We start from the raw sequence: 23,037 nt of genomic DNA on the forward strand, positions 1-23,037 counted from the left end.
GTAATGCTCGATCGGTTGCCAATCGATCACCTGCTCCAGTTTCAACAAAGGAAAACGGTCGATGTGTTTGGCAATCATGGCTTGTGCGGTTTGCTGAAAGAAGGTGCTCATGAAAAATCCCCTAAATGTCTTGGTAGGGAATTTAGGAGATTGGGAGGGAAGTTTTACAAAGGTCTCTGCCTGTCTGAAAAAACGGGGTTTCTTCTCACCCCGTTTTCAGCTTGATTACCAAGAATATTTCGCACCCAGCCAAAACTGGCGTCCTGTTTTATAAGATAAATCGCGCTTTTTTTCTTGCCATTCGGGCGTATAAATCTTTTTGCCGACAACTTTGCGGTTAAATACATTCAATACGTCCAGATTCACTTCCAGTTTTTGCGTTTTAGCCAGCGGTTTCTCCCATGAAAAATGCCAGTCTGCAATCAGCGCGGAATTGTATTTGATTTGGTCAAACTTGCTTAGATTGCCGATATAACCTTGGCACAATTGAGCACGCTCCGGGGTGCAGCGGATGTTTTCCCGTATATATTCCACCGTACCGGGAGAATAGCGCCAGCGTTGTGTCCAAGTTAAATGCCATTTAGGAACGGCCAGTTCAGTTTCGACAAAAGCGTTCCACGGTTGGTTGAAATCCATCGCAGGTAGGTCATAAGGATCTTTCAGCTTGCCGTCAACCAATACTTTCTTCACATCCCATTCGCTCCAGTCATAGTTTTGGAACGTGCCGATTTGGTTGGAACGGCGTTTGTTGTAATCGGCACCCGCACGCCAGCGGAGCAATGTCGAGCCGAGCGCCCAAGGCTCATTCAAGCCGGTTGAAAAGCTGAATGTATCGTTGTCGGCACGGCCTGTATTGGCAAGTACCCGGTAAGTTAGGCCGTTTTCATCGATTTTTTCTTTGGTTAAAAACTGGTTTCGGCTGCTGCGGCGCACCCATTTCAATTGCCATTCGCTGTTGCCGATATGCTGGCGCACGCCCAGATTCCATTCGTTGCTATATGGTGTTTTCAGATCGCTGCTGTCGTAACGAGGCTCCCTCAACTCACGCGATGTCCACGGATCATCCAGTTCGAAACGGTCGAAATTGCGTTGGAATACATGTGCGCTGCGCAATTTGTAGGTCAACATTTCACTACCGTAATAACGGTTCGCTCCGCCGAACACATGCAATTTTGCCGATTTCAGCGGCAAACGGTAGTCGAAAGCGAAGCGGGGCGCGATGTCGGTATTTTTCAGAAAACCGTTGTAATCCAAACGGATGCCCGGTTTCAGGCGAAGATTGCCTCTTTCGATATCGTCCTCTACGTAAAGGGCGAGATTATGCGTGTTGACTTTGATGTTGGCAGGATAATTGTAAGCATAGCCTGTAAAGAATTGTTCGCCAGGAATACATTCGGTACAGTCCGTTCGGTCGGTCATTCTCGGGCCGCCGTAAATAATAGTGGGCTTTTTACGCTCAAAACCTTTTTCGGCATATTCCGCTTCCCAACCGGCATTGAAACTGTGCTTCCAATTTCCCCAATCTGCTTCGTTAAATTCGAAATGCTGTTGCAGATTGATGTGCTTGCCAAAAGAACGGCTGGTGCCGATACCGCCCACGGCCGCCTCATCCACTTCGGGATGGGTCGTCCAGTTTATCGACGGCGTGTCGTCGTTGTAGCGGTATAAGTTGTCTTGATCGTAGGCGGTTTTTTCTTCCGTGCTGCGGTAGCTCAATTTGGTCTGCATTCTGCCGAAACCGGCGTAGCGTTCCCAATCCAAGTCGAAACGCCATCCGCCGCCGCTGTTGGTAAAGCGGCCGTCTTTATAGTTAGCCGGATGATAAGTGGCATAATGCGGGGAATACATCACTGTTGCCGACAGATTGTTGTCGTCGTTGATGCGGTGTGCGCCTCTCAATAGAAAGGTTTCTGCCAAACGCCTTTGCTTGGTCAACTGCCCCAGATGTTGGTGGACAAAAGGAATGGAAGAACGCTGACGGCTGTATGAAAACAACACTGCCGAATCTTTACCGACAGGTTGGTTCAGCGTAAGGTTGGACTCATGCTTGGTGAACTTTGGCTGCGTATTAGACGATTGCCCCGCGCGATATTCGTCGGCATATAGAGGATCAATATAATGATGCGTCCAAGTATGGCGTGTGGTACGGTATGACACGCTGCCGAATGCTTTGTCTTTGTTTGCTTTAATTAAATCAGCATCCACCACGCCGCCGGTAAAGCGGCCATATTTCGCAGAAATATTGCTGTCTTTAACCTTGATATTCTCCACCAACGAAGGGCTTATCCAAAATGCTTGCGGGTGCCCCGCAGGCAATTCGCCCACTGTGTGCGTGTTTATTGTATCCGCATCCAGCTGCGTATTAGAGCCATTGTGCGCAGGATTCAGATTACTGTCATTGCTCACACCGTCAATCGAAAAACGGTTGTTGTAAAACTTCTCTCCGTGAAACGAAATATTCGGCGGCGCGATTTCCCCTGCACTATCGGCCGTACCTTCAGTATTGGAAAACTGCACACCCGGACTAGTGCGCAGCAAATCATTGATTGTACCGTTCCCCTTGGGAGTAGCGGCGATTCTGTCTTGATTCCACACTCCTCCTTCCGACTTGGCGGTGTAACGTTCTCCTTTCACGATAACCGTGTCTACTTTTATCATATTTTCTTCAGACGTCTCCGCCCAAACAGCTTGCGAAACAAAAGCCAGCGACACCCCTAAAGCTATTTTAGTTTTTCCCATGATTTTCAAAATTTCCCAAGTAATTTGTTATAACATAACAATTATAAGTAAAATTTCGTATAGAGAGAAGCTGAAAAAGGGTGGAAAACAAAAACACCAAATAAGTTAATGAATTATATAAGCTTAAATGTAGTAACAACCTAGAGTATAGATACCTGTTGCCATATATGACTTTGAAACTAATGAGATATCAGGTAAAACCCAAGCATCACGGCAGATAGCCGGAATATAATCAATCAACTTAATTTTTGCTACGGCATTGCCGCGCCTTAACTCAAAGAGAACGATTTTATAAGCTGCTGAAGCAGCAAAAAATCAGCCCCGTGCCCGTATTGTTTTCGGCTTGCAGCCTTATATCGATAGTAATTTGGTTGGCTTATAGTGATAATGCCTGTCTGAAACCATCTTTCAGACAGGCATTATCACTAAAATATATTATCGTTTAAAAACGGCGTTTTAGATTGCACGCCTGCATAATACTAACTGCCAATTCTTCAACCGATTTATGCGTTGTATTGGTAAATGCAATATTGTGGCGACGGAACATCGCTTGTGCATCATTTACCTCGCTCTTACAAGTATTGATATTTGAATATCTGGAATCCGGACGGCGTTCCTGACGGATTTCCTGCAAACGCTCAGGCTGAATTGTCAAACCGAACAGCTTGTTTTTGAAAGGTTTAACCATTCGTGGCAAATCCGTTGATTCCAAATCGTCAGGGGTGAGCGGATAGTTTGCCGCACGAATACCATATTGCAGAGCAAGATACAGGCAAGTCGGCGTTTTGCCGCTGCGCGACACGCCCATCAGAATCACATCGGCTGTTTCCAAATCTTTAGCGCTGATCCCATCATCGTGGTTCAAAGAAAAGTTCACGGCTTCCATACGGGCATCATAACGATCAGTATCAGTAATGCTGTGTAGTTTACCGATTGAATTACGCGCTTTCACACCCAATTCTTTTTCCAGAAGATGCAAAAAAGCATCAAAAAAACTCAGGTTTAAACCTACACTGCTTTGTACGATTTTGCGTATATCAGGATCGATAATACTCGTAAACACCAACGGACGCTGGGCTTCCTGCTCCGCCGCATTGTTTATGATCTGCACCATCGCATGGGCTTTTTCTACGGTATCGACAAACGGATAAGTAACGCGCTTGAATTGCACCCCTTCAAATTGGTCAAGCAATGCCTCACCCATACTTTCGGAAGTCAGACCGGTTCTATCTGATATAAAAAATGCTCTGCGGCGCGACATGTTGTTCTCTCTTTAAAAAGCTGGTTAATAAAATTTTCTAAAAGCAGGAATCATAACAATCTGCGGCATTTATTGGAAGCAGATTAAAGCCCGCTACATCAAATTACAACGCTTTATCATTCAGCCTGAAATAAAAATAAAATGTCAAAATATATAAAAATTTAAAATAATAAGCCAGCAACCCATCATTTTATATAGCAAAAAACAGTGATTAATTTATTCATAAGCGCCTATTTTACAAAGAATTACATGTATTATAACAAAAGATATTATTTAGTTTCATAAGCTTATACAAAGCATTTTCCGCAATATTGCAATTCCGGAAAAACTACCGCTTATTTAAAAAAACATGACACAATCCGATTGACTGGTTAGAATGGCGCGGCAAAAGATTTAATTTTTCTTTTAACCCCTGCAATTGGATTAGAAACAATGTCTTCAAATTACGTTATCTGGTTTGAAAACCTGCGTATGACCGACGTGGAAAGCGTTGGCGGTAAAAATGCCTCTTTAGGCGAGATGATCAGTCAGCTTACGGAAAAAGGCGTCCGCGTACCCGGCGGCTTCGCTACTACAGCCGATGCTTACCGCGCATTTTTGGCTCACAACGGCTTGAATGAGCGCATCTCTGCCGCTCTGGCTACTTTGGATGTGGAAGATGTAACCGAATTGGCACGGGTAGGTAAAGATATCCGTCAATGGATTCTGGAAACCCCCTTCCCCGAACAATTGGATCAGGAAATCGAAACCGCATGGAACAAAATGGTTGCCGATGCGGGCACAGATCAAATCTCCGTAGCCGTTCGTTCTTCGGCCACTGCGGAAGATTTGCCTGATGCGTCGTTTGCCGGTCAACAAGAAACATTCCTGAACATCAATGGCTTGGAAAATGTAAAAGAAGCTATGCACCATGTGTTTGCTTCTCTCTACAATGACCGTGCCATTTCTTACCGTGTACACAAAGGCTTTGCCCACGATATCGTTGCATTGTCTGCCGGTGTACAGCGCATGGTTCGTTCAGACAGCGGTGCAGCCGGTGTAATGTTCTCCATCGATACCGAATCAGGCTTTGAAGACGTTGTTTTCGTTACTTCATCATACGGCTTGGGCGAAACCGTCGTACAAGGCGCTGTAAACCCAGACGAATTCTATGTTCACAAGCCCACGCTGAAAGCGGGCAAACCTGCTATCCTGCGTAAAACCATGGGCTCGAAGCTCATCAAAATGACCTTTACCGACAGTGCCCAAGCCGGCAAGTCTGTACAAACTGTTGATGTGCCGGAAGCAGACCGCAAACAATTCTCCATCTCCAACGATGAAATTATCGAATTGGCCAAATATGCCCTGATTATTGAAGAGCACTATGGTCGCCCCATGGATATCGAATGGGGTCGCGACGGCTTAGACGGCAAACTGTACATTCTGCAAGCCCGCCCGGAAACCGTTAAATCTCAAGAAACCGGCAACCGCGTATTGCGCCGTTACAACCTCAGTAACAAAGGTGAAGTGTTGAGCGAAGGCCGCGCGATCGGTCAGAAAGTAGGCCAAGGTAAAGTACGCTTGGTTAAAGATGCTTCTCAGATGGATATAGTTCAAGCCGGTGATATTCTGGTTACCGACATGACCGACCCGGACTGGGAACCAGTAATGAAACGTGCGGCAGCGATTGTAACCAACCGCGGCGGCCGTACTTGCCACGCAGCCATCATTGCACGCGAATTGGGTATTCCCGCCGTTGTAGGTTGCGGCAACGCATCTGAAGTATTGAGCGAAGGCCAAGAAGTGACCGTGTCTTGTGCGGAAGGCGATACCGGTTTGATCTATGCCGGCCTGGCGAATGTCGAAGTGAACGACATTCCGCTCGACAATATGCCTGAATCACCCACCAAAATCATGATGAACGTGGGCAATCCCGAATTGGCATTCTCATTCTCCAACCTGCCTAGCGAAGGTATTGGTTTAGCGCGTATGGAATTTATCATCAACCGCCAAATCGGTATCCACCCGAAAGCTCTGTTGGAATTTGACCGCCAAGATGCCGACATCAAAGAAGAAATCACCGAGCGCATTGCCGGCTACGCTTCTCCTGTCGACTTCTATGTAGATAAAATCGCCGAAGGCGTTGCTACACTTGCTGCTTCGGTTTATCCGCGCAAAGTCATTGTGCGTATGTCGGATTTCAAATCAAACGAATATGCCGGTTTGATTGGCGGCAGCCGTTACGAGCCGCACGAAGAAAACCCGATGTTGGGTTTCCGTGGTGCCGCACGCTATGTGTCTGATGATTTCAAAGAATGCTTTGCTTTGGAATGTAAAGCATTGAAATATGTGCGCGACGAAATGGGCCTGACCAACGTTGAAATCATGATTCCGTTCGTTCGCACTCTGTCTGAAGCCGAGCTGGTAATCAAAGCCTTGAAAGAAAATGGCTTGGAGCGCGGCAAAAACGGTTTGCGTTTGATCATGATGTGCGAAGTGCCGAGCAATGCTTTGCTGGCAGAACAGTTCCTGCAATATTTCGACGGCTTCTCCATCGGCTCCAACGATATGACCCAATTGACTTTGGGTGTAGACCGAGACAGCGGCGGCCCGATTGCGGCAACTTTCGACGAGCGCGATCCCGCAGTAAAAGTGATGCTGCATCTGGCTATCTCTGCCTGCCGCAAACACAATAAATATGTAGGCATTTGCGGCCAAGGCCCTTCAGACCATAAAGATTTTGCCAAATGGCTGGTTGAAGAAGGTATCGGAAGCGTATCGTTGAATCCTGATACAGTAATTGAAACTTGGCTGTATCTGGCTAACGAACTGAAGAAATAATGCCTGTCTGAAAAAACGCTGCTTTTCAAGCAGCGTTTTTCTTTATCTAATCAATAAGTTTCAGACAGGCATCCCTGCTTTGATACAGTGCATTAACTTAAAATAGTACGTTCCGTCATACCGAGGCTTGACAGCACCACTTAGCTTAACCATAGCCTCTCATGACCAGCAACACCTGAACAGTACCGTTTAACCGGTGCTTGGTTTTACAGTATTCTTCTTTCCTATATACTGAATCTCAACTCGGGCAGCCTGCATTTTAATCACAATGAACTGGTAAACACGCTGCCTGAACTTTTTTCAATTCCACGGAGTATCTCATATGTTTAAAAAATGGTTGGCTACCTTAGCCCTTATTACTTCCATGTTCACTTTAAGCGGCTGCGGCTACAACACCATGCAAACTCAAGACGAAGCGGCTAATGCTGCCTGGTCCGAAGTATTGAACCAATACCAGCGTCGTGCCGATTTGATTCCCAACCTCGTTAACACTGTTAAAGGCTATGCCAAACACGAAGAAGAAGTATTTACCCGCGTAACCGAGGCGCGCAGCAAAGTAGGCAGCATTCAGATGACGGCGGAAGACGCTACCGACCCTGAAAAAGTAAAGCAATACCAACAAGCCCAAGGCGAATTGAGCAGCGCATTATCCCGCCTGTTAGTGGTTTCCGAAAACTATCCGCAATTGAAAGCCGACCAGAATTTCCGCGACTTGCAAGCCCAGCTTGAAGGCACTGAAAACCGCATTTCTCTGGCGCGCAACAATTACATCAAATCGGTTCAAACTTATAACACAACCATCCGCCAATTCCCGCAAAACATCACTGCCAAAATCTTCGGTATGAAAACCCGTGCCAACTTTACCGTAGAAAACGAAGCGGCGGTTTCCACCTCACCTAAAGTGGCGTTTTAAGCGTAGCGGCCGAAACATTCCCGCCTGACTGCTTAATTGTTTTTCAGACAGGCATCGCCCGAAAGCCAATGCAAAAAGGAAAGCCATGTTATCTCTAACGCAACGCTTGGGTGCATTTTTGGCCATGATGCTGTGCAGCGTCTGGCTGTTTGCCGCCGAGCTGGCAAGCGTGCCGCCGCTTACCGCGCCCGTGATGGATACTGCACACATGATGCAGCCGCAGGCGCGTGAAGAGCTGAATCAGCACTTGCTGCAATACAGCCGTGAAAAAGGCAGCCAGATTGTAATCCTTACCGTGCCCGCCATCGCCCCGGAAACACCATTTGATTATTCCGCCCGTGTGATGGAGCAATGGAAAATCGGCAGGGCAAACATCAGCGACGGCGTGTTGCTGCTTCTGGTGCGGGATGAACGCAAAACCCATCTTGCTGTAGGCAGAGGCTTGGAAGGTGCAATTCCCGATGTATATGCCAAGCGGATTCTAGAGGATGTGTTACGCCCTCACCTGCGAAACGGCCAAGTAGATCAAGGTATTTTTGCAGCCACGGCACAACTGGAAAAATTGATTGCCGGCGAAAAATTGCCTGAAGCGGCACATCCTAACCAAGACAATGGTAAAGATTTTGGTGAAAGCTTTATTTTACTGCTAATCCTTCCCTTTTTTGCCGGCGGTTTTTTGAAAGCCATTTTCGGGCGCACGGTTGGCAGCCTGCTGACCGGCGGTGTCATGTTTGGTGCCAGTATGCTGTTCGGTTGGGGACCAATCATCGCAATCATTGCAGCATTTGCCGGAGCTGTTTTATCGTTCCTTATCGGCTCCACAGCCTTTATTTCAGGAGGTGGCGGTAGAGGCGGCGGCTTTGGTGGCGGTTTCGGCGGGGGCGGCTGGAGTGGCGGCAGCTTCGGTGGAGGCGGCGGCTTCGGCGGCGGTGGTTTTAGTGGCGGCGGCGGCAATTTCGGCGGCGGCGGCGCATCAGGAGGCTGGTAATGAAACAAAACAGATTCAAACGTTTGTGGCAACACTGGCTGCACCCGCGCCAACGTGTCGAACGTTATTTCCCAACTCAGGATTTAAAACGCATCAGCGAAAACATAGGCCTGTCTGAAAAAAACCATCAAGGCCAGGTTCGGTTTGTGATTGAATCCCGCTACCCCTCGGCCGCCATATTAAACGGCTTAGACACCCGCACACGCGCGCGCCAATGGTTTGGCGAGCTAAATGTGTGGGATACCGAATTAAATACCGGCGTACTCGTTTATATTTCGTTTGCCGACCACGCAGTAGAAATTGTGGCCGACCGGGGCATCGCAGCAAAAGTAAGCGCGCAGCAATGGCAAGAAGTTTGCCAAAATATGCTGATGCATTTCAAACGCGCTGAATTTGTAGCTGGCTTAGAACGCGGTCTGAAAGACGTTACCGCCGTGCTTACCGAACATTTTCCCCAATGCCCGCAAGAATCAGTGGATGAATTACCGAATGATGTGGTATTAAGATAAGCCTTAATAAACCAATGCCTGTCTGAACAGTTTTTCAGACAGGCATTGGTTTCATTTCAGCGCGGTTTTATCCGTTCTTGCCGCAAACCTGCAACCATTCTTGCAAAGCCGAACGCAGCTTGGATACGCCCTCTTCAATTTCTTCATCTGTAATCAGCAGACTCGGCGCCAAACGCACGACGTTCGAGCCTGCCACCAAAATCATCAATCCATGTGCTAAAGCCAGGGCGGTAATCTCGCTTGCTTTACCGGCGTAATCGTCTGCCAATACACAGCCTATCAGCAGGCCTTCGCCGCGCACGGTTTGGAATACGCCGGTTTCTGCACCCAATGCCGTCAGCATTTGCTTTAATTTTGCACCCTGCCCGTTTACATGTGCTAGTGTTTGCGGCGTATTGATGATGTCAAACGCTCTTGAGCCCACCGCACACGCAAGCGGGTTGCCGCCGAAGGTGGTGCCGTGCGAGCCCGGGCCGAAGCTGGACGCGATCTTTTCGGTAGTCAGCATAGCGCCGATAGGGAAACCGCAGCCCAATGCTTTGGCTGAAGTCATGATGTCTGGCAACACGCCGCTGTGTTCATAGGCGAACAATTTGCCCGTACGCCCCATGCCTGTCTGAACTTCGTCAAAAATCAGGCAGGCATTATATTTGTCGCACAAGCTGCGCGCGGCCTGCAAATACTCCACCGCGGCGGGCAACACACCGCTCTCGCCTTGCACAGGCTCGATAATCACAGCGCAGGTTTTATCACTTATTGCGGTTTCCAACGCAGCAACGTCGTTGAACGGCACATGATTGATTCCCGCAGGAAGCGGCGCAAAATCCTGGCTGTATTTCGGCTGCCCGCCCACGCTCACGGTAAACAGCGTACGGCCGTGAAACGCATTTACGCAGGCGATGATTTCGTTTTTTTCCGCACCGTAGTGATCGCGCGCGTATTTACGCGCCAGCTTCAGCGCGGCCTCGTTGGCCTCGGCGCCGGAATTGCAGAAAAATACTTTTTCCGCAAACGTGTGTTCAACCAGTTTTTGCGCTAACTCTTGTGCGGCACGTGTGGTGTAGATATTGGAAATATGCCACATTTTGTGCGCCTGCTGCGTGAGCGCTTCCACCAAATCAGGATGGCAATGGCCGAGCGCGTTTACCGCAATACCGCCCGCCAAATCAATATATTCCCGCCCTTCGGTATCCCAAACGCGGCTGCCCGAAGCGCGTTCGGGAATGACGGGGGCGAAAGAGAAGTTCGGGGTAATGTAGTTCTGCATTATTTTTCCTTTATTTTTAGATGCTTTAGTTAATTTTATCGCTGTGCTATCTCACCATGCTCTACTATTGGTTCTGTTTCCGGCTTACTTACTGTAACGACCCGCCATCGCCTTGAATATCAAATTTTCATAACGCAGCACTTCATAGCGCTGGTTCAACACTTCCTGCGCGGAACTGTATTCGGTGTTAAGCGCTTCAAGCCAGTCTTTCAGGCTGTTTTTACCATGCTGGTAACGCAGTTGGTAATAGCGGCTGTTCTTTTTGTCCGACTCATATTTCTGCTGTACGTTTGCTGAAGTTTGGCGGGCTTTTTCATAGGCCAAATAATAAGTGTTGACTTCATTCAGCGCGGTAGTCAGTGCGGTTTCAAAGTCAACAGCAGCGCCATCAAATTCAGCCTGCACGGCTTTGTCTTGCCATTTGAGGGTTTTCCAATTCAAAAAAGGCAGGTTCACACTCACATTACCACCCAAAAACGGTACGTTAAACATGGTTCTGGCCTTATCGGATGCAGTGCTTAACGTCGCGCCCAAAGTAACGCTGGGATACCAACTGCGTTTTTGCGCTTCCACATTACTCACGGCGGCTTGCAGGCGGGCTTCTGCCGCGCGCAAATCGGGGCGGTTGGCCAATGTGGCAATCGGTACGTTCATATCGACATTAATCGGATGGCTCAGTTTATAATCGGTCGCAATAATACCTATGGTTTCATTTGGCTTTAGATTCAATAGATTGCGCAAGGTTTGTTCTTGTGTGTCACGCGCACGTTTCAGGCTGATTAAGTTGTTTTGGGTTGCCAACAGGGTTTGTTCGCTTTGACGGGGATCGGCCGAGGAAACCTTGCCTTCGCGGTATTGCGCGGCAGCGATACGTTTAATTTCTTGATAACGCTTTAGGGTTTGCTCGCTCAGGTTGATGGCTTCATTCAGATAAGCGATATTGAAATAAGCATCGGCCACATTGTTAATCAATGCAAGCCTGGCAGCTTCCAAATCATAGCGTGTTGCTTGATATTCGCTCACTTTGGCATTAGTTTGTGCCTGCAGCTTGCGCCACAAGTCGATTTCATAGCTCAAACCGGCTTGGCTGCCGAATGTTCGGCTACCTTCACCGGTTTTGAGGTTTTCTCGGGTGCTTGCGCTTAGCGAACCCTCTAAGGTTGGCAAGCGGCCGGCACCTGAAATTTTGGCCTGATAAAGCGCTTTGTTCACATTGATAGCAGCCTTTTTCAAGTCCGCATTATTGGCCAAAGCCTGCTGAATCAGTGCATTCAAGCCGGTATTGTTGTATGCCGCCCACCATTGGGTGTCGATCTGATAACGGGCAGCGGCCTGCTCTGCGGAAATGATGCTGCCGGAAGATTCGATTGTGAGGCCGGAATCGGTTTTCGGGCCGGCAGCACATGCGCTGATAATCAACACAGCCGCAAGGCGGATGCCTGTCTGAAAAAAAGGAGTGTGCTTCATTAATTTATATTCCATAGGCTTTCAGACAGGCATTGTGATTAACAAAAAGCTTGTGCTATCTATGCCTGTCTGAAACTGGTCAATCATGTGCCAATGCGTCAATCGGGTTGAGCTTGGATGCCCGGTTAGCCGGAATATAACCGAACACCACGCCGATAATGGTGGAGCAAGCTACGGCACCGACAACCGACATGGCGGAAAACGTCATGGCAAAATCGGTAACGAAATGGTTAAAAGTCATACCGATTAATATCGAAAGCGCAATGCCGGTCATCCCGCCGATCAGGCAGATTAATACTGCCTCAATCAAAAACTGCTGCAAAATATTGCCCTGCCGCGCACCTATCGCCATACGCACGCCGATTTCTTTGGTGCGCTCGGTTACCGACACCAGCATAATGTTCATCACGCCGATACCGCCCACCACCAACGAAATCAGCGCAATGCTGGAAATCAGCAACGTCATCGTACCGGTAGCGCTTTCTACGGTTTGCTTGATGCTGTCGCTGTTGCGCATGAAAAAGTCTTCCGTGCCATGGCGCGAAATCAGCAGCTCGGTTAAGCCGTTTTCCGCTGCCTGCGAACTGGCATTGTCGCCCACTTTCACGATGAGCGAGCTGATATGCCGCTCGCCTGTAATCTGATTCATCACGGTGGTGTAAGGCGACCAGAGCTGAAGGCTGTCTGAATCGCCGCCGAATGCGTTTTTTTCTTCCTTCACCGTGCCGATGATGGTAAGCGGCCGCTTTTTAAACAAAATCACTTTGCCCAACGGATTTTCATTGTCGGGAAATAATTTTTTTAAAGTATTCTGGTCAATCACCACAACCTGCGCATTGTCTTTTACATCTTGCTCGTCAAACAAGCGCCCTTCATCTAACTTAAAACCGCGCACATCAAAATACTGGTTACCCACACCGTAAAGCTGGCCGGTTAAATCGGCATTGCGGTAAGTGATTGTGCCGCTTGAAGCCGTCATCGGCGTGACATTCGACACATAACTCTGCCTGCCGATAACTTCGGCATCAGCTACAGTAAGCGTTTTAATCTTGCCGCTGAAGCGGTCGCCAAATCCCTTACCGGGATAAATGCTGATGGTATTGGTGCCGATTGCCGCAATATCTCCCAAAATTTTCGTTTGGGTGCCTTTGCCCAAAGCCACCACCGACACCACCGAGGCAATGCCGATGATAATGCCGAGCATGGTCAGCAGCGAGCGCATTTTGTGCGACATAATAGCCTGCACCGACATTCTGAACGATTCGAGCAATTGGTCTTTGCGAAACAGCCATGAGCGGTTTTCAGGCAGGGTTTCTACCGAGCCGGGAGCTACTTCGCTGTTTTTACTCACATCGGAAATAATATAGCCGTCTTTGATTTCAATCACACGGTTGGCTAATGCAGCGATTTTCGGATCGTGCGTAACCATAATGATGGTATGGCCTTCATTATGCAGCTGACGGATAGTGTCCATCACATTTTCGCCGCTTTTCGAATCCAGCGCGCCGGTCGGTTCATCGGCCAGCAAAATCTCACCGCCGTTCATCAAAGCCCGCGCAATACTTACCCGCTGCTGCTGGCCGCCTGATAGCTCGCTGGGCTTATTTTCTTCTTTGCCTTCCAAGCCCAGCCGGTGCAACAAAGCATTCGCTCTATTGTAACGCTCTTTATGCGGTAAGCCGGCATAAACCGCCGGCAAGGCCACATTGTCACGCGCGCTCAACGCATTCAAAAGATTGTAACGCTGAAAAATAAACCCAAACCGCTTGCGGCGTAGCCCTGCCAATTCGTTGGCTTCCATTTTGGCAGTTTCAACGCCGTCCACCATGTATGAACCGGAACTGGGCGTATCCAAGCAGCCCAGAATATTCATCAAAGTGGATTTACCCGAACCGGATTGGCCGATAATCGCTACAAAGTCGCCTTTGTCGATTTTCAGGTTGATGTCTTTCAACACATGTACGCGATTGGCGCCCGAACCAAAACAGCGGTTGATATTTTTACATTCGATCAAACTCATCTGGCTTCTCCGCCCGGTTTACAACGGTTCACCCCGACGGCTCCGTTCATCATTCCGCCACTCATCTCCACTGGCTTCAGACACCACCACTTTATCGCCCTCTTTCAACCCCGAAGTAACTTCAACCGACGAACTGTTTTTGAGGCCTGTCTGAATTTCTTTTTCATGGGCATAACCCGCTGCATCCAGAACTTGAACATAAGACTTACCTTCGCGTCTTTTCACAGTTAAAGCCGGAACAATCAGAACGTTTTCGCGGCTGGTAACGAATACCGTATTCTGCGTGGTCATGCCAATCGAAAGTTTACCCTCGGGATTAGGCACCAGAGCCCGTGCGTAATAATAGATGGCCGAGCTGCTGTTATCCGCGCTGACGCTGGTGTTGCCGGTGCTGTTCGACATAGTGGTTAAAGCCGGATCTATACTCTCAAGCGTAGCCTCGATCGGCGAATCCGGCTCGGAAAGGATGGTAAACTGAATTTTCTGGCCGCTTTTCACTTTGGTAATATCACCTTCGGCAATCTGCATTTTATTCAGCATGGTGCCCAAATCTGCAAGCTGGATAATAGTAGGCGAACTTTGAGCCGCATTAATGGTTTGCCCCTCCTCAACCGGCAGTGCGACAACCGTGCCGTCCATAGGCGCGACAATACGGGTATAACCGAGATCAGCTTCCGCTGTATTGATAGAAATTTGTGTTTGCTTGATGGTTGATTGCAATTCGGTAATTTTGGCTTTTGAGTCTGCCAGCGCATCTTGTGCATTCTCTAATTCTTCTTTTGACGTGGCATTTTCTGCCCACAGTGTTTTCTCCCGTTTATATTTTTTCTCAGCTGAATTTAAAGAAATTTTGGCAGAAGCCAGTTGCGCTTGATAAGTTTCCAGTTTGGCTTTGAGCGTGTTAAGTTCGTTACGCTGCGAAGTTGAATCAATTTCGGCAATCAAATCGCCTTTTTTTATCTGCTGGCCGAGTTTCACATAGAGCTTTTTAATCTGGCCTGTCGCTTGCGCACCCACCTCAACCAAATGGGAAGAAGATAACTCGCCCGTTGCCGAAACCGTTTGGCTGAGCTTGCCTCGCTTTACTGTTTCCGTAATATAAACGGGCTTCTGCTCCGGCTTCATATATTGCCAGCCGGTATAAGCGATTACAGCCAGCACCAACACGCCCCCAATCCATTTGATGGCTTTTTTCATTTATAAATACTCTAATGTATGTTTAAATTGCAACAAAGTTTACTGCATACCATACATACCGCCAAGTTTAAATTTTTCCAGCTCCATCAATACTTTGTTTTATAAAAACAATCCGATACTTGTTTTACACAACGCCAAAAAGTTTGCAACGGTTCTAACACAGCGAAACAAATATTTTCACATACCAAGTTGATTTCACTCCTCTTGAAGCAAGAATAGGGCTATAATTCAAAATGTTTTCCAATACAAGAAAATACGGGATTCATGAAAAAAGTTTTTTCATGATTTAAGAAAACGAAGTTTCTGCAAGGAAACAAGTTTCTGCAAAACTAAAACTCAGTTTTACTGACATATAAAAATACTATGAACATCAAAAACCAACAAAACGGCTTCACTCTCGCCGAGATGCTGATAGCCGTATTAATCTTGGCCATTTTAGCCACAATCGCCTACCCTTCTTACGAAAAATTCGTCCGCGACACCCGCATCGAAAACGCACGTGCCGATTTAATCTACAATGCCCAGCAGCTTGAGCGTTACTACATTCAAAACCGTACATTTATCGGTTTCAATAATTTAAAAAACGATAACCGTTTCTTTTCTATCCAATTTGCCGACGGCTCACCTACTGCCGATGGCTTTACCCTGCAAGCCCGCCCCAATGCAACAACCAACGCCAACGAGCAGCGTGTCTTACAACTGAACGACAGCAATATCTTGGTTATCTGTAATTCGATTAACGATATTTCAAACTCAGGCCCCTCAGATACCGGTTGCCAAATCCAACCTTAATTTTTGACAAATCCGCCTTAATTTAACATACTAACATGCATAACTATAACTTGTTTATTTATCACATAAAGGTTAAATTATGCAGAATAATTATCCATCAAACAACGGTTTCACACTTTCCGAAATGCTGATCGCTATTGCCATATTCAGCATTCTCGCCCTAATTGCCTACCCTGCTTACAGCAATTACGTTCGCGATGCCAGAATAGCCGAAATACAAGGCGTTTTAATTGAAAATGCCCGTTTTATGGAAAATTTTTATTTACAGAATCGTTCATTCAAACAAAACTCCACCACTTGGCCCACTCTTCCCATTACTGCCAATAACCATTTCTGTATCAAACCTCAAGGCAATGCCCGCGGCGCGAACACCGATCGGTTTACATTAAAAGCCGTAGCATTCAACAAAAATGCAGAGCCGCGTATTATTAAAATCAACGAAGCCCAGCAAATTATCATTTGCGAATCCAGCAAAAGCACATGCGATGACAACGATAATTTCTTCTCAGGTGCCAACAGCACTGACAAACAGTGCAGAATCGTGTATTAAATAAAAAATGCCTGTCTGAAAACTCGCGCATGTTTCAGACAGGCATTCATCAAAAAAAAAAACTAACCGGCCTTCGCCTCATATTCTTTTCCATTTGCCAAAAAGAGCTTAGGTTGCTCGCCCTTTTCAACCACGTCAGCCGTAATCAAAACGCGTTTCACATCTTTCAAATCCGGCAGCAAATACATGGTATCCAACAGTGATTTTTCCAAAATTGAGCGCAAACCCCGCGCCCCTGTTTTACGCTCCAAAGCCAGCTTGGCAACACTGCGCAGCGCCGCTTCTTCTATTTCCAGCTCTGCACCTTCCATTTCAAACAGTGTTTGATACTGCTTCACCAATGCGTTTTTAGGTTCGGTCAAAATATTAATCAGCGCATCTTCATCCAATTCTGCCAACGCAGCAATCACCGGCAAACGACCAATCAACTCAGGAATCAGACCGAATTTGATCAAATCTTCCGGTTCAACCGTTTGGAAAAGCTCGGTAATTTTAGAATCATCATCCTTACTATGTACCGCTGCTCCGAAACCGATGCCGCCTTTTTCCGTACGCTGACGGATAACTTTTTCCAAACCGGCAAACGCACCACCGCAAATAAACAAAATATTGGTGGTATCTACTTGAATAAATTCCTGATTAGGATGTTTACGCCCACCTTGTGGGGGCACGCTGGCAACCGTGCCTTCAATCAATTTCAGCAAAGCCTGCTGCACCCCCTCGCCCGACACGTCGCGGGTAATGGAAGGGTTATCGCTTTTACGCGAAATTTTGTCGATTTCATCAATATACACAATTCCGCGTTGGGCTTTTTCAACATCGAAATCACATTTTCCCAATAATTTGGTAATGATTTGCTCAACATCTTCGCCCACATAACCCGCTTCAGTCAGTGTAGTGGCATCAGCCATCACAAAAGGAACATCCAATTTTCTGGCCAAAGATTGAGCCAATAAAGTTTTACCCGATCCGGTAGGGCCGATCAACAAAATATTGCTCTTTGAAAGCTCCACATTATTATTTTCCTTGGGGTGGCGCAGGCGTTTATAATGATTATAAACTGCCACAGCCAAGGCTTTTTTCGCTTGATCCTGGCCTATTACATGGTCATTCAGATTTGCAACAATTTCTGCAGGCGTAGGCAATTTATTCGATAATCCCGAATCTTTGTCCTGCCCTACTTTTCCACTTTCAGGCGCTTCGCTGCCGCCCAGCATCACACCACACGCTTCCACACATTCGTTGCAAATAAATGCATGTTCGCCTTCGATTAAATTCTTTACTTCATGCTCTGCTTTACCGCAAAACGAGCAAGTTCGATTTTCATTTTCCGTGGTCATGGATGATCCAGTCTTGTGATGTGATAAATACTTCAAGCGCAAAAACGCCTGACAAAACATAAAGTATAATAATTATCCGCCACTTTTTCAAACAACCCCTTGCTTTTTCAGACAGGCATGCAACACAACAACGCAAAGCCTTGGCAAATAAATGCCAAGTTAGGCAAACTGTACTTTACAAAAATAAGCAACCTGACCGACAATAAAAAAATAACGCCGCAAATCTAAAATTTCACGGCAAATACTGTAACTTATTATATCGTTTACAGAATTATTAGCATTTATATTCCAACCGTCTACAAATCCCTATTTTAAACATCAGAAAGCGATTTTTCTTATGTTGATGAAACGTAACCAGAAAACCATTGCAGCCATATTACTCGGTATCGGCTTAACTGCAGCATCTTTACCTGCCGCGGCAAACGATTTAGACGTACTCGGCCAATTCCTTGAGCAAAACTTCCCCACCGAGCACGATCCTATCGGCAACTTTATTGCCGAAAACCCTGCACAACAAATCGAAATGCAGGCGGCCATGGCAGGTCCATTGCTTTCTTCACAATCTGCTTTGATTATGAATAACAAAACCGGTGAAATTCTGTATCAGAAAAACATGAACCGGGTTATGCCTATTGCATCTATTTCCAAGCTGATGTCGGCAATGGTTGTATTGGATGGCGGACAAAACCTGAATGAAGAAATAACCATAACGTCTGACGAGATAGACCGCAGAAAAGGTACCGGCAGCCGCTTAGCAATAGGCACCACGCTTACCCGCGGCCAGCTGCTGCACTTAAGTCTGATGTCGAGCGAAAACCGTGCCACCCACGCTTTAGGCCGTACGTATCCGGGCGGCATGAGCGCATTTGTAGCCGATATGAATAAAAAAGCCCAATCTTTAGGCATGACCAACAGCCGTTTCTACGAACCAACTGGCTTGGATTACCGCAACGTATCGACTGCCAGCGACTTGAGCAAGCTGGTTTCCGCTGCTAGCGGCTACTCAAAAATCCGCCAGCTGAGCACCTCTAACTACAGCTCGGTGTACACGGCCTCCGGCAAACAAAATTATAAAAATTCCAATGCCTTAGTACGCGAAGGCTCTTGGAATATTGAGTTGCAGAAAACCGGCTACATTCGCGAATCCGGTCGCTCCATGGTAGTTAAAGCCAATGTGCAAAAACAACCTGTAACGATTATTCTGTTGAACTCACCTTCATCAGCTACCCGCGTAAACGATGCACGACGCATCGAATCTTGGATGAATCAGCGCCCGTCTTAAAACTCAGTTTTAACCGAGCGGTCTATAAATAATAATGCCTGTCTGAAAAATTTTCAGACAGGCATTATTTATTGCGAGACATGTAAACTAAACTTACATGCATCCTTCATTCTGACACAGGGTAAACAAAGACACTCCGGCATCGCGGATTTTCTTGCCGCCCGGCAAATCTGTAAACTCCAAAATTGCCGATGCTTCAACCACTTCCGCCCCCAACTTCCGAATCAGCTCGACCCCTGCCAGCATCGTGCCACCTGTCGCCACCAAATCATCCACCAACAACACCCTTGATCCAGGCTGTACAGCATCGGTGTGTATTTCAACAACAGCCTCGCCATATTCTAAAGAATAGCTTTGGGAAACCGTTTTAAAAGGCAGCTTGCCTTTTTTGCGAATCGGCACAAAACCCACATTCAACTGATATGCCAGCGCCGCGCCGATAATGAAACCACGGGCATCCAATCCGGCTACCACATCAATTTTCTGCCCCATATAGCGATACACCAGCAAATCAACCAGCAATCTGAAATACTGCGGACTCTGTAAAACCGGCGTAATATCGTGAAAAAGAATGCCTTTCTCCGGCCAGTTCGGAATTTTTCTGATTTTCTCGGCCAATTCACGAACACCTATCGCATCAGCATGAGTCAACATCATAGATCCAGTTCCCGTTCAATTAACAAAAACAAATCATTGTAACAAATTTTATGTTTTACTGTCTGAATTCAAATGCCTGCTGTATAATTAATAGATTATAAAACCATTTCCCATTCGATTATGCACACCCCCAAAAAAGGCAATATTTTTATTGTGTCCGCCGCTTCCGGCACAGGCAAAACCACCCTGGTTTCCCGTCTGCTCAACCGTAACAAAGACATCTGCGCTTCCGTTTCACACACCACCCGCCAACCCCGTGAAGGTGAAATCAACGGAAAGCATTACCATTTCGTTGATACTTCACAATTCGAACATCTGATCAATCAATCCGCCTTTTTAGAATACGCGAATGTTTTCGGCAACTATTACGGCACCAGCCAAGAAAGTGTTGAGCAACTGCAAAACCAAGGCTACGACGTGATATTGGAAATCGACGTACAAGGAGCAGAACAAATCCGCCGTGCCTTACCCGAATCCATCAGCATTTTCCTTCTGCCGCCGTCATTCCAAAGCTTGAGCGACCGTTTGCGGGGCCGGAAAACAGATAGTGAAGAAGTCATTAACAAACGCCTGTCTGAAGCCCGCAATGAAATTGAGCAGTCACTGCTTTTCGACTATTTAGTCGTCAACGACAATCTGGACGAAGCAGAAAACAACTTGCTGCACATCATCAAATCCAATAGATTAAAGCAATCAAATCAAAAACAATTTATCGAAAACCTATTGGAAAATTCTTAAAATTTAGCGACAATATTTACACTATACTTTAATCAAAATTTTTTATTTATCTTAATATCAGGAAAGAAACGACATGGCCCGTATCACAGTAGAAGACTGTATCAGCAAAATCCCCAATCACTTCGATTTAACCTTGGCAGCAGCGCGCCGCGCACGCCAACTGGAAAACGGTACGGCTCCTTTGGTCGAAGACATCCGCAACAACAAAGCTACCGTTACCGCACTGCGTGAAATCGCTGCAGGCCAAATTACCGCCGATATTCTAAAGCGTAACAAATAACAGGCATTGCCATGTCCGCGCCCAAACCAACCGCCCCTTACGACAAACTAACCGCCGAAGCCCGTACCCTCCTGTTCCGTACCGCGGCTTATTTAGGCAAAGAAGAGCTGGTTCAACTTGAAAAAGCTTGCGCCTACGCTTTTCATGCCCATGACGGTCAAACCCGTAAAAGCGGCGAACCTTACATCACCCATCCGATTGCCGTGACCACCGAGCTGGCCAAATGGCATATGGATTTACAAACCCTGTGCGCGGGCTTAATGCATGACGTTTTAGAAGACACAGGCACCACAAAAGCCGAACTTGCGGAAGAATTCGGCGACACCATTGCAGATATGGTAGACGGTTTATCCAAATTGGAAAAGCTTGAATACGGCAGCGCAGCCGAACATCAAGCGGAAAGTTTCCGCAAACTCATCTTGGCAATGACCAAAGACATCCGTGTGATTATCGTCAAACTGTCTGACCGTCTGCACAATATGCGCACGCTCGGCTCCATGCGTCCCGACAAACGCCGGCGCATTGCCAATGAGACACTCGAAATCCATGCACCGATTGCCAACAGAATCGGCCTGAACAATGCTTACCGCGAACTTCAGGATTTATCTTTTCAAAATATTTACCCCAACCGCTACGAAGCGCTCCGCAAAGCCATGAGCGCATTCAGGCGTGATCACCATGATGTAGTCGGTAAAGTGCTGAGCGCCTTCAGCCAGCGCCTAGTCAGCGCCAATATCGAAGCACAAATCAAAGGCCGCGAAAAAAACCTATACAGCATTTATCAAAAGATGCGCAACAAAAACATTCGCTTCGACGAAGTAATGGATATTTACGGCTTTCGCGTGATTGTGAACAACATTCCTGCTTGTTACGCTGCTCTGGGCGCATTACACCAACTTTACAAACCGAAACCAGGCAAAATCAAAGACTATATCGCAATCCCGAAAAGCAACGGCTACCAAAGCCTCCACACAACACTTACCGGCCCCTACGGCCTGCCTATTGAAGTGCAAATCCGCACGCGCGAGATGGAAGCCGTAGCCGAAGGCGGCGTGGCCAGCCACTGGGCTTACAAATCAGGCGATGACAAGCTCGACCAAGCCACCATAAACACCAATACATGGCTGCAAAATATTCTAGATTTACAATCGCGCAGTGCCAGCGCAACCGAATTTTTAGAGCATGTAAAAGTCGATCTATTCCCCAACGAAGTTTACATCTTCACACCCAAAGGCAAGATTATCGTATTGCCCAAAGGCGCTACACCGATTGACTTTGCCTACACCGTACACACCGATGTCGGCCACCGCTGTATTGCCGCCCGTATCAACAAAGTAGCCATGCCGCTGCGTACCAAACTGAAAACAGGCGATACGGTAGAAATCATCACTTCCGAGCAGGCCCGCCCGAGTGCTGCGTGGCTCAATTTCGCTGTTTCAAGCCGCGCGCGCAGCGCCATCCGAAACTATATTAAAAATATGAACCGCCAAGATGCTATCCTGCTTGGTGAAAACCTGCTGCAAAAAGCACTCTCCAGCCTGCTGCCGCAAAACGTACTCCTGTCTGAAGAGTTGAAAGAAAAATATCTTGCCGATTTAAACAATCAACAAACTACTTTTGAAGACGTTTTATATAATGTCGGCATGGGACACACCCTGCCCGCCTCCGTAGCCATGCATATTGCTGAACTGGCCGGCAAGCATTTCGGCGATGAGGTAAAACTCAGCCCGATTAAAATCAGCGGCAACGAAACCGGTCGTGTGCATTTAGGCCAATGTTGCAACCCTATTCCGGGTGATGCAATCAAAGCTTTAATCATCAAAGATCAGGGCATGATTATTCACCGCGATACCTGCCCCAACATCTTAAAAGCCGATCCAGACCAGCAACTTGACGCTGATTGGGACGCTATCCAAAACCGTACCTACCGCACCAATATTTTAGTTGCATCAGAAGACACCCACGGCCTGCTGGCAGCTATGGCACAAGCACTTTCCGGTGAAGGTGCGGATATTGAAGCCGTTGAAACCCCGTCTCAAAGCCAAGCCGGCATCGAAGGGTTTATTGAATTCAAATTCCGAATAAAAACCAAAGACTTGGCTCAACTTAACCGAATCATCCATGCCTTACACCATATCCCGCAAGTCCGCCGTGTGACCCGCGTGTAAACACTCATTGACAAGGCAAACATTTTTTAAGATAATCACATGATTTTCC

General features: G+C 47.1%; 18 protein-coding genes and 1 pseudogene. 10 read left to right on the plus strand and 9 right to left on the minus strand.

Annotated features, from left to right (window positions below):
• From AKG09_RS11950 to AKG09_RS09780, 3 genes and pseudogenes are all read right to left on the minus strand, one after another.
• Nucleotides 1–111: pseudogene (locus AKG09_RS11950) on the minus strand (IS5/IS1182 family transposase); the annotation flags it as partial.
• Nucleotides 112–225: 114 nt separating this feature from the next.
• On the minus strand, nucleotides 226–2,739 hold the full coding sequence (locus AKG09_RS09775; RefSeq protein ID WP_054619263.1) for a TonB-dependent siderophore receptor: 2,514 nt from the start codon (nucleotides 2,737–2,739) through the stop codon (nucleotides 226–228).
• A gap of 442 nt (nucleotides 2,740–3,181) precedes the next feature.
• Nucleotides 3,182–4,000: a pyruvate, water dikinase regulatory protein gene (locus AKG09_RS09780; RefSeq protein ID WP_009116278.1), complete on the minus strand. Its 819-nt coding sequence runs from the start codon at nucleotides 3,998–4,000 to the stop codon at nucleotides 3,182–3,184.
• 432 nt (nucleotides 4,001–4,432) lie between these two features.
• On the opposite strand from AKG09_RS09780, the gene ppsA reads away from it, so the two are divergent.
• From ppsA to AKG09_RS09800, 4 genes are all read left to right on the plus strand, one after another.
• Nucleotides 4,433–6,820, plus strand: a complete 2,388-nt coding sequence (gene ppsA, locus AKG09_RS09785) for a phosphoenolpyruvate synthase (RefSeq protein ID WP_054619264.1) — start codon at nucleotides 4,433–4,435, stop codon at nucleotides 6,818–6,820.
• Between the two features lie 322 nt (nucleotides 6,821–7,142).
• Nucleotides 7,143–7,733 (plus strand): LemA family protein, encoded by a 591-nt coding sequence (locus AKG09_RS09790; RefSeq protein WP_054619265.1) that lies wholly within the window; start codon nucleotides 7,143–7,145, stop codon nucleotides 7,731–7,733.
• An 85-nt stretch (nucleotides 7,734–7,818) separates the two neighbouring features.
• A complete protein-coding gene (locus AKG09_RS09795) occupies nucleotides 7,819–8,721 on the plus strand; it encodes a YgcG family protein (RefSeq protein WP_054619266.1) in 903 nt (300 codons plus the stop codon).
• Nucleotides 8,721–9,230: a TPM domain-containing protein gene (locus AKG09_RS09800; RefSeq protein WP_054619267.1), complete on the plus strand. Its 510-nt coding sequence runs from the start codon at nucleotides 8,721–8,723 to the stop codon at nucleotides 9,228–9,230. Before AKG09_RS09795 ends, AKG09_RS09800 begins: the two co-directional genes overlap by 1 nt.
• Nucleotides 9,231–9,297: 67 nt before the next feature.
• On the opposite strand, the gene AKG09_RS09805 is transcribed toward AKG09_RS09800, so the two are convergent.
• From AKG09_RS09805 to AKG09_RS09820, 4 genes are all read right to left on the minus strand, one after another.
• Nucleotides 9,298–10,497 (minus strand): acetylornithine/succinyldiaminopimelate transaminase, encoded by a 1,200-nt coding sequence (locus AKG09_RS09805; RefSeq protein WP_054619268.1) that lies wholly within the window; start codon nucleotides 10,495–10,497, stop codon nucleotides 9,298–9,300.
• 84 nt (nucleotides 10,498–10,581) lie between these two features.
• Nucleotides 10,582–11,964: a TolC family protein gene (locus AKG09_RS09810; RefSeq protein WP_054619269.1), complete on the minus strand. Its 1,383-nt coding sequence runs from the start codon at nucleotides 11,962–11,964 to the stop codon at nucleotides 10,582–10,584.
• A 79-nt stretch (nucleotides 11,965–12,043) separates the two neighbouring features.
• Nucleotides 12,044–13,984, minus strand: a complete 1,941-nt coding sequence (locus AKG09_RS09815; protein WP_054619270.1) for a MacB family efflux pump subunit — start codon at nucleotides 13,982–13,984, stop codon at nucleotides 12,044–12,046.
• Nucleotides 13,985–14,002: 18 nt separating this feature from the next.
• Nucleotides 14,003–15,181: an efflux RND transporter periplasmic adaptor subunit gene (locus tag AKG09_RS09820; protein WP_054619271.1), complete on the minus strand. Its 1,179-nt coding sequence runs from the start codon at nucleotides 15,179–15,181 to the stop codon at nucleotides 14,003–14,005.
• Between the two features lie 363 nt (nucleotides 15,182–15,544).
• Here AKG09_RS09820 and AKG09_RS09825 point away from each other — a divergent pair, with 363 nt between their 5' ends.
• Together AKG09_RS09825 and AKG09_RS09830 are read left to right on the plus strand one after the other, a co-directional pair.
• Nucleotides 15,545–15,973, plus strand: coding sequence for a type IV pilin protein (locus AKG09_RS09825; RefSeq protein WP_054619272.1), 429 nt, complete (start codon nucleotides 15,545–15,547; stop codon nucleotides 15,971–15,973).
• Between the two features lie 79 nt (nucleotides 15,974–16,052).
• Nucleotides 16,053–16,523, plus strand: coding sequence for a type IV pilin protein (locus AKG09_RS09830; RefSeq protein WP_054619273.1), 471 nt, complete (start codon nucleotides 16,053–16,055; stop codon nucleotides 16,521–16,523).
• Between the two features lie 62 nt (nucleotides 16,524–16,585).
• Here AKG09_RS09830 and clpX read toward each other — a convergent pair whose 3' ends face one another.
• Nucleotides 16,586–17,863, minus strand: a complete 1,278-nt coding sequence (clpX, locus tag AKG09_RS09835; protein WP_054619274.1) for an ATP-dependent Clp protease ATP-binding subunit ClpX — start codon at nucleotides 17,861–17,863, stop codon at nucleotides 16,586–16,588.
• A 337-nt stretch (nucleotides 17,864–18,200) separates the two neighbouring features.
• Between clpX and AKG09_RS09840 the strand changes: the two genes are divergently transcribed.
• Nucleotides 18,201–19,145, plus strand: a complete 945-nt coding sequence (locus AKG09_RS09840; RefSeq protein ID WP_054619275.1) for a serine hydrolase — start codon at nucleotides 18,201–18,203, stop codon at nucleotides 19,143–19,145.
• A 93-nt stretch (nucleotides 19,146–19,238) separates the two neighbouring features.
• On the opposite strand, the gene AKG09_RS09845 is transcribed toward AKG09_RS09840, so the two are convergent.
• Nucleotides 19,239–19,799 (minus strand): adenine phosphoribosyltransferase, encoded by a 561-nt coding sequence (locus AKG09_RS09845; RefSeq protein WP_054619331.1) that lies wholly within the window; start codon nucleotides 19,797–19,799, stop codon nucleotides 19,239–19,241.
• A gap of 123 nt (nucleotides 19,800–19,922) precedes the next feature.
• On the opposite strand from AKG09_RS09845, the gene gmk reads away from it, so the two are divergent.
• The 3 genes from gmk to AKG09_RS09860 all read left to right on the plus strand — a co-directional run bounded on the left by gmk (nucleotide 19,923) and on the right by AKG09_RS09860 (nucleotide 22,988).
• Nucleotides 19,923–20,540, plus strand: coding sequence for a guanylate kinase (gmk, locus tag AKG09_RS09850; protein WP_054619276.1), 618 nt, complete (start codon nucleotides 19,923–19,925; stop codon nucleotides 20,538–20,540).
• Nucleotides 20,541–20,613: 73 nt separating this feature from the next.
• Nucleotides 20,614–20,820 (plus strand): DNA-directed RNA polymerase subunit omega, encoded by a 207-nt coding sequence (gene rpoZ, locus AKG09_RS09855; protein WP_054619277.1) that lies wholly within the window; start codon nucleotides 20,614–20,616, stop codon nucleotides 20,818–20,820.
• A gap of 11 nt (nucleotides 20,821–20,831) precedes the next feature.
• Nucleotides 20,832–22,988, plus strand: coding sequence for a bifunctional (p)ppGpp synthetase/guanosine-3',5'-bis(diphosphate) 3'-pyrophosphohydrolase (locus AKG09_RS09860; RefSeq protein ID WP_054619278.1), 2,157 nt, complete (start codon nucleotides 20,832–20,834; stop codon nucleotides 22,986–22,988).
• Nucleotides 22,989–23,037: the final 49 nt, after the last annotated feature.

Origin of the sequence: Neisseria sp. 83E34, from assembly GCF_001308015.1 — a bacterium.
Lineage (GTDB): Bacteria > Pseudomonadota > Gammaproteobacteria > Burkholderiales > Neisseriaceae > Neisseria.